Below are 8071 nucleotides of genomic sequence, written 5' to 3'. Positions count from 1 at the left end.
GGACTCCGTGTCCAAAAAGCCCATGGACATAACAATCATTACCTAGTCTCTCGCAAAATTCCATGCCCCTCTCTTCACATCGAGCCAAGAGTTCAGTGTCAGTCAAGACTGGTTCGTTAGAGTCATTGAGCACTTCTCGGACTAATGGGGCTTCAATGTCTCCGAGTTCAAACTTCTTCTGTCGGTTGTTGTGAACCATGGTCACATAAACCTCTGGGCCCTCCGGTAGTTCACCTACCCCGACAACCTTTGAAATGTTCTTTTTGTCTCTCAATTTCCCGAGCAGATCGGAGGAAAAGAACTGCCTCTTTTTCGGTCGGGCGATGTGACACAAGGTACCTGTCTCCACGATATTTCCGTCGACGTCAGTGCTCCTACCTTCAACTCTGACTTCGACCTCTTTTAGCTTCGCAGCTTCAATCCAGGCTTCGCTTTCAACAACTGATTGAAATTCACAAAGCACTTTCGTCGAGTATTCTCCGAAGTACTTCTTAAACCTCTTCAAAATAATTCGGCCCGAACTGCCTCGTGACGACTCCTCAGAGAAGAGGTAGGCTTTCGTTCCGCGCTTTGGGACAAAGAGAAGCAGTCGATTCTCTCCGACTGGCACCTCATTTTCTGAAAATCTGGCCGTTACCCTTTCGGTTTCCACCTCGATGACTTCACCACCCTCGCCGTAGGAACCAATGCTCACCTGCAAAAATAAGACGCGCTCTGCGACGAGCTTTGAGTCACTTACCTTGAGGAACTTTTGCTGAACATCATCCTTGGTGTCGTCAGAGCTTAGGTTCTTGATCCAATCTCCGAAAACCTCTAACAGATCGGCCCCGTCGAGATCAGCCGGCTCGAAAGATTTCCCTTTAGGATTTCTCTTTTGTCGAAACGTGACTTCACTGACGGTTAGCACTCGACGGCCCACAGAAACACTCTCCTCATGTCGAAAGTATTGACACAATCAGCCAGGCACTTTCAGCTCAACTTTTCATATTAAATACTACGACATAAGGAATTAGAAACACTCTTGCACGCTAGGCATTTTTACCCTTCATAGACTGCCCACACTTTGCCCTGGCACGGAAACGGAACCCCGTTCCTGAACTCAGAATGCCAAGCACTGAAACTCTTAACTGAAATTTCCGACCAGTAACCGTCACTCGTCCCACCACTGAAAGTCGTCCGTCAACCGCCCCGCCACCGCTTCGATCTCGGCTCGGTGGTCGTAGCGGTCGAACTTTGCGGGAGCTGGAATCTCTACATCCGACAGGGGCTTCACCCGCCCCACGACCCGAGCACTCCACGCTAGGTAGTCAGGGTCCACACCTCCCTCCCGCGCCGCCGCCAAGAACTGCTGCACGGAGACATACTCATGCCACCTAGCCGCTTGTTCTGTCAGTGTTTTCCACTCATGGTCTTCCTGAACGCGCTGCGCTACGAGCTTCGCTGCGGTGTCGAGACGGCGCTGCCAAGCGGAGTCCTGAATCTCCTTCATTTCCGCCCGGACACTGTCGGCCAATTCGATCTCGACTAGCGCGTCTAGGAGGTCAGAAAGTTCTGTGTCCAGCCGTTCGGGCTTGCGCTTGGTGTCCCTAACGGACCGAAACCCAACTTCGATGCTCAGCCGCCCGTTTTTGACTTGGGTGTAGAACTTTCGAGTGGGCATGTCAGAGCTTCCAGCCCACCTCCTGTGCTCTTCGATTTCCTGTTTCGTAGGCTCGCGCTGGAAGGAGTCGTGAGCCTCCACCACCTTGACTTCATAGCTTCGGTGTTTCGTCTTCACTTTCACATAGCTGGGAACGTTGTGGGCATAGCTGTAGTACCGTTCATCTCTCTCGTACGCCACTGTCCAGGCAAGGCGTTCGACTTCTTTGAACAGGACGTGCAGTAAACGGCGGGCACGGGGTTGCGTCTGGGGAGAAACCTTGAAGTGCTTGCCCTCGGAGAACTTGCCGACCATGGGGTGAAACTTGTTGACTCGTTTCTCCCCTGTTGCAATGTCCAGGTTGCGGGGGTCAAAGACGACCTTCTTCACAAGAGCAACCCAAACGTGCGACGCCGGTTCACGCAGGTAATGCCGCGGGGCAAACTCGTAATGCAAAACCATGTCTTCGCCAATAAGGTCCTCGCGGTGCGCTAGGGCTTTGAGCCTTGGCTCCCAGATAGTCTTAAAGCTCTCCTCGGAGCACAGGGCGCGGTACGCCACACCTTTCGGGTTGCGCAGGCGCTTGTACAGCGCCTCGACCACTTCGTCACTGGGCTTTGGAGGTGGCGGAGGAACGGGCGCCGGGCGTTCGATTGGCCGAGGTGGAAAGACTGCGGTGCGCTTGCGTTGTTTCACCAATGGTTCGATGCCGGCGAGGACTCGTTTACCACGCGCAGTCACCGTGGCTTTCCAGGTCTGTCCATGGCCCTTGATTTTCACGAGACCGTGGCCCTCTAGGGAGCGAGCGGAAATCTTATAGTTACCTTGTGGAACCGAGTCCGCCGGGCAACCGTCGTTGATCCAGTGCAGGACTTCCTTTTGACGCTCGTTGAGGGTCGTCGCAGCCATAGGCTCATTATCGAATGGGTAGCCCGGTCGCGCAGCCTGAAAGCCCTTAGGGGTCACGGTGGGTTGCTCCAGTGCGGGACTGCGACCTGGGGGCTCCTAGAGTTCGTGGGCTACCGCAGAGCTTCCATTCACTGCAAAACTATTCGTGGTATCGCGTTTGATACGACGTGGTAGCTGGTTGTATACAGGTGGCTAGGTGCCGGCAGGGAGGTTTCCTGAATCCCCTATCCTCCGGGTAAGCACCGCAAAATTACTTCTGCCACTGATTGGGACGCAGCGACTGACGCAACCACAGTAAACAGCCACCAAATGCATATATCGAACATGGGTACGGCAGTTCCAGAGGGCTGTCCAGGCAACGGAATAAGGTAGCAATAACACCAATCCCCCATAATTCAAGGAGATGCCCTTAATGTCCCAGTCCGATAAATACACCATCGCCGACGACCTGATCCGCGAAGTTGGACAGCACCCACTACGCGACCTCAACGCCACCGCCCTAGGCGAGCGCCACGGCGTTGCTGCCGAGAGCATTTTCAAAGTCGGTCATTGGTGTATCGACAACGGCTACATGACCAAGCAATCCCATTCCGACATGAACCACGTCATGTGGTGCGGCATGTTGACCGCAGACGGTGAAGAAGTCGCCGCGGGTCTTGCCACCACTCGCCCCGAACCAACGCCAACTCCGGCCCCAGTCTTCAACTTCAATGCCCCTGTAAACGCGGGAATTATCGGCTCCGGCAACACACAGAATGTCACCCTCGCAGTGTCCGAAGCACAGGTCCTTGCCCTTGCCGAAGCGCTCCGTCACGACGGCCACGTCGCGGAAGCCGACACGGTGCTCGCAGCAACTGAAAACGGAAAACAGCCTGGGCGACTGCTGGGGGCGTTCACAGCCATTGGTCCGGCGCTCGATAGCTACGGGAAGTTCGCCACCGCGATGCTTGGCATCCTCACCAGCACGCAGTAGCCCCTCCGACTGCGCCCCTATGCCACTAAAAGCAATGGGGTCTATCCACCTAATTGCTACCATTGAAAAAAGACTTTTCAGCAAACATCCAGACACGAATTTCAGAAGGAACCATGCCCCCACAAAAACTTGAGCTGACCTGGTTCAATAAAGACAAGGCACTCATTCCCACAGAAGCCGGAAAATATGGGTACACCTGGGTCGACCCCCGCGACCCGCGGTACTGCGAAACGCACACCTTGACGGTTCCCGAAAAGGTGACGGGTCGGCGAAACGAGAAGCGGGACGGGGTGCAATACGGGGAACGTGCCGATTTGGAGCCACAGAGCGACAACTTGCTCATTCAGGGAGAATCCGGGGATGTTCTAGAGGCACTGACACGCGTGCCGGAATTCCGCGACAAATATGTCGGAAAGGTCAAGTGCGTCTACATCGACCCGCCGTTCAATACGGCGCAGACTTTCGCTAACTACGAGGACAACCTTGAGCACTCAGTCTGGCTAACCATGATGCGCGACCGCCTACTGCACTTGCGAGAGCTGTTGAGCGAGGACGGCTCGATTTGGGTTCACCTTGACGATGTGGAAAACCACCGGATGCGCCTACTTATGGACGAGGTGTTTGGGGCCAGCAATTTTATATGCGAATTCACTTGGCAAAAGCGTACATCAAAATCGAATGATGCAGATATTTCAGTCTCCCACGATTACATCACCTGCTATTCAAAGCAACGGAACAATATCAGGGGGAACCTGAATAAGATACCGTTTGTTTCAACGTTCAAAAACCCAGATAACGACCCTCGTGGCCCTTGGAAACTTGCCCCATTCGCCGCACCGGGGATTCGGCCGAACATGGAATACCCAATCACGCTACCTTCTGGCCGAGTGGTGAAACCGCCAAAGGGAAGGTGCTGGCCTCGCCCCCTAGAGGCATACGAGGCACTACTTGCAGACAACAGAATTTGGTTCGGTTCCAATGGAGACGCGTCACCTCAATTGAAACGCTTCGAGTCGGAAATCGAATCTACCATCGTCCCAGAGTCCCTTTGGCTCGCCAATGAGGTAGGAACGACGACATCGGCCAAAAAGGAAATCCAAACCCTTTTTCCAGGCCAAACGCCCTTTGCCACACCCAAGCCCGAACGCCTCCTCGAACGCATCATCCACATCGCCACCAACCCCGGCGACATCGTCCTCGATGTGTTTGCCGGTTCGGGTACTACCGCTGCGGTAGCCCAAAAAATGGGACGGCGCTGGGTGACGTGCGAACTCCTGGAGGACACCTTTCACCGCTTTACACTCCCTCGTCTGACAAAGGTGGTGAACGGCGAAGACATGGGGGGAATTTCCACGTCAAAGAGTGAGCGTATCGACGACACCGAAAATGGCCTGCCGGAAGGTATGACACCAGAAGACGCGCAAAAGCTCACGAGTCTACTGAACAAAGCAATCAAGGAGCACGACAGCCTCAAGAAGTCCGCCGACATCAAGGCTCTGAAAGCACTGGTGAAAACGAAGAACTCAGGCGACGTGGTGAATTGGCTCGGCGGAGGTGGGTTCACCGTCGCCAAGCTCGCCCCGTCATGCTACGACTACACCCCAGAGACCGGATACACGCATCTAACCGACGCTGCGACAGGCGAAACGCTGATCGCTTCGGTGGCGGCAAACCTGGGGTTCCATCTGTCGGCCAGTGACCCACACTTCTCCGGTCGCCGTAACAACGAGCATCTAGCCGTCGTGGAGGGTGTACTCACCGAAGCCAAGGTGGGCGACCTTATGGCGCACCTGCCGGAGGGTCATTCGATTTTGTTTGCTGCAACCAACCTGGACGAGGGGGTGCGCGATGTGGTCCGTTCCTACAAGAATGGCTCCCGCGTAGTCCACGTCCCACTTGACTTGTTCCCATTTGGCGAAGAAGAGGAGAACTAGACCATGCCGCTGAATATCTCCTACGACGAGAATTTGATCGAGCAGATGAAGGCCAAGTTCGACTTGCGTCAGCCGAATGTTGAAGCGCTCAAGGCCATTGTTCGACGCCTGGAAAGTGGCGATTTTGACCCACAGAAGCAGTTGCTCCTCGACCTTGCCACTGGTGTCGGCAAGACGTACATCATGGCGTCGCTAGTGGAATACCTGCGCCGCCAAGGCGTGATGAATGTGATGCTAGTTACCCCGAACACTGTGGTGCAGAACAAGACGGTCGCTGACTTCTCGCAGGGGTCGAACCGCTACATCGGTGGTTTTGACATCCCACCTGCCTTGGTCACTCCAGACGACGTGCATAAGCTGCGCTTGGGTGAGTCGTGGTACCACCTGTTCGCCGGTGAGGGTGCGTCCACGGTCTACATTTTTAACGTCCAGCAGCTGTTCCCACCAAAAGACGGAGGCAAGAACGAGGCGACTGGCGTGGAGGCCCAGCGTCGCAAGACGTGGCGTTTCCAGGAGGAGACGGGCATCCTCGCAGAACGTCTTATTGAACTGGACGACCTAGTGGTGATCGTCGACGAAGCTCACTTGTTTGGTTCTACTGCTGCGCGTTTCCAAGAATCGTTGAAGGCCTTCCATCCTGCTGCGACAGTGGGACTTACTGCGTCATCGTCCAAGGACGATGACGTTGTTTTCCGCTACCCGTTATGGAGGGCGATCTCCCACGGGTTCGTCAAACAACCCGTCTTGGTCTACCGCGACAAGGGCTACAAAAAGGGCGAGGCGGAGCGCCAGCTCCAGGACGCTATGTCTCTTTTGGCTTTGAAGGAGGAGGCATACCGTCTGCACCGAGAAGCACACCCTGACGGCAAGCAAACGAAGCCACTTCTTTTCGTCGTGTGTACCGATGTCAACCACGCGACGGAAACCGCGACGACGTTGCGCAACACGTACTTCCCAGACCCGAACGCCGTCCATGCCGTCCTCCAGGTCGATAACCAGCACGATGACGCGACAACGCAAACCCTGCTACGAAACCTTGACGAACCGAACTCCCCTGTCCGGGTCATCGTGTCCGTAAATAAACTGCGCGAAGGGTGGGACACGAAGCGTATTGCGGTGATGTGTACCCTGCGCGCAATGGGCTCGGAAGTGCTCACCCAGCAGGTAATGGGCCGTGGCCTTCGCTTGCCCTTTGGCAAGCTCACGAGAGTTCCTGCCATCGACGAGCTTGATATTATCTCCCATAAGTCATTCGTTGACTTGTTGACGTCGGAGAACGTGCTGCGTGAGTTCGGTATCGAGGAAGACATTCCAGGCGTCAAGCCGGAATTGGTCTTGCCACCGAGCGGCGGCAGCGTATCCCCTGTTGTTGATCCTGGTGTGACCGGCGGCGAGATTGGGACGGGTACCGAAGCTGACGACAATACTGGAGATGGCAATGGAGCCGGCGCGACCACCGGGGATCAGGACCATTCAGCAACTGGCGTACCGTCTGCCGGTTCGGGTCTTCCTATCGGGGCTCGAAACGTAGGCGATGACGAGGAGATCACCACTGGTGTCGAGATTGTCGCGCCGGTTGTCGTAAAAGTGAACGAGGCGTTTGAGGGGCAGACCTTTACGTTCCCCTCCTCGACAATGACTGAGACACAGCGCCCGTTCAGCTTGGTGGATATTCCCACCTCGGTGATCGTCGAGGCCGCGAAGAAAGTCACTGACCACGGGGAACTTCTTGACCGCGCAAAGATCATCGTCGAAGAAGCCGCCGACAAACTGGGTGTGAAGCACATGGAACGCCAGTCTGTGCCGAGTTTCAGGGAATCGACAAGCAAGGTGGAGAGTGAGCTGACGAATAGGCTCATGCGAACGGGGCTTTTCCAGGCGACGAAAGAAAATGACGCGGTGCTGCGCCGTAGCATTGTCCCGACGTTTATGAAAGCCTCCGGGGTTGAGAAGTGGACTGTCAAGGCCAAGGAGTCCGCAGTGGTGAGTCTGCTGGACATGGTAAAGCAGGAAGCGAAGGCTGCGGTTGCGAAGAACACGTTCACTGAGGTCACTGTCCACCCAGTAACTCTGCCGGTGCAGACCTCCTACATCCTTCCCGTTGGCCGGACGGTACAGAAACCGCTGGAGAACGTGAACCAGAAGACGCGCACCAAGGACGCTGGGTTTGCAGCCAAGCAGTACTACGGACCATGGGACAAAGGCTTGTTCGACGCCGCCGCCTTCGACTCGTTTACTGCCGAGTACCAACTCGCCCGGCTACTCAACTTCGACCCGAACGTGACGTGGTGGACGCGTATCTATGAGGACAACGGGGCGAAGGTCGCCTACACCACGCGCAACGACTATATTCCTGATTTCGTCGTGCTGGGCACAGACGGAACCTATTGGATTATTGAAGGTAAGGCCGACGACAAGCGCGAGGACGAGATCGTTTTACGCAAGCGTGAAGCCACCGAGCGTCTATTACGTTCCCTGGTGGCTCACCCGGACTACCAGGACGCCACCTGGGCGTACCTGATTGCGTTCGAGAGCGACATTCGCAACAGCGACTCGTTTGCAGAGCTCATTAGTATTGGCTGCGTGGAGAGGATGCTGCCGAGTTAAGAATCAAGT

The 8071-nt window shown here is 55.5% G+C and carries 5 protein-coding genes; 3 read left to right on the top strand and 2 right to left on the bottom strand.

Going from position 1 to position 8071, the window contains the following annotated elements:
- Both HMPREF3148_RS02990 and HMPREF3148_RS02985 read right to left on the bottom strand, forming a co-directional pair.
- Positions 1-919 (bottom strand): hypothetical protein (locus HMPREF3148_RS02990; RefSeq protein WP_168163004.1); only part of this gene is annotated, 919 nt, incomplete at its 3' end.
- Between the two features lie 231 nt (positions 920-1150).
- Positions 1151-2548 carry a hypothetical protein gene (locus HMPREF3148_RS02985; protein ID WP_049063057.1) on the bottom strand — a complete coding sequence of 466 codons (1398 nt, stop codon included), beginning with the start codon at positions 2546-2548 and terminating at the stop codon, positions 1151-1153.
- Between the two features lie 412 nt (positions 2549-2960).
- Here HMPREF3148_RS02985 and HMPREF3148_RS02980 point away from each other — a divergent pair, with 412 nt between their 5' ends.
- The 3 genes from HMPREF3148_RS02980 to HMPREF3148_RS02970 all read left to right on the top strand — a co-directional run bounded on the left by HMPREF3148_RS02980 (position 2961) and on the right by HMPREF3148_RS02970 (position 8062).
- Positions 2961-3521, top strand: coding sequence for a hypothetical protein (locus HMPREF3148_RS02980; protein ID WP_049063056.1), 561 nt, complete (start codon positions 2961-2963; stop codon positions 3519-3521).
- A 113-nt stretch (positions 3522-3634) separates the two neighbouring features.
- Entirely contained in the window at positions 3635-5455 is a 1821-nt protein-coding gene (locus tag HMPREF3148_RS02975; protein ID WP_049063055.1) for a site-specific DNA-methyltransferase, read from the top strand.
- Between the two features lie 3 nt (positions 5456-5458).
- Positions 5459-8062 carry a DEAD/DEAH box helicase gene (locus HMPREF3148_RS02970; RefSeq protein WP_049063054.1) on the top strand — a complete coding sequence of 868 codons (2604 nt, stop codon included), beginning with the start codon at positions 5459-5461 and terminating at the stop codon, positions 8060-8062.
- The last annotated feature ends 9 nt before the right edge of the window (positions 8063-8071 follow it).

Source organism: Corynebacterium sp. HMSC05D08, assembly GCF_001807215.1.
In the GTDB taxonomy this organism is placed as follows: domain Bacteria; phylum Actinomycetota; class Actinomycetes; order Mycobacteriales; family Mycobacteriaceae; genus Corynebacterium; species Corynebacterium striatum.
This window is presented reverse-complemented; position numbering and strand designations above follow the sequence as displayed.

Excerpts from the sequence above, each read along its gene's own strand:
- HMPREF3148_RS02975 (WP_049063055.1), top strand. The coding sequence starts at position 3,635 with ATGCCCCCACAAAAACTTGAGCTGACCTGGTTCAATAAAGACAAGGCA.
- HMPREF3148_RS02985 (WP_049063057.1), bottom strand. The coding sequence starts at position 2,548 with ATGGCTGCGACGACCCTCAACGAGCGTCAAAAGGAAGTCCTGCACTGG.
- HMPREF3148_RS02970 (WP_049063054.1), top strand. The coding sequence starts at position 5,459 with ATGCCGCTGAATATCTCCTACGACGAGAATTTGATCGAGCAGATGAAG.
- HMPREF3148_RS02980 (WP_049063056.1), top strand. The coding sequence starts at position 2,961 with ATGTCCCAGTCCGATAAATACACCATCGCCGACGACCTGATCCGCGAA.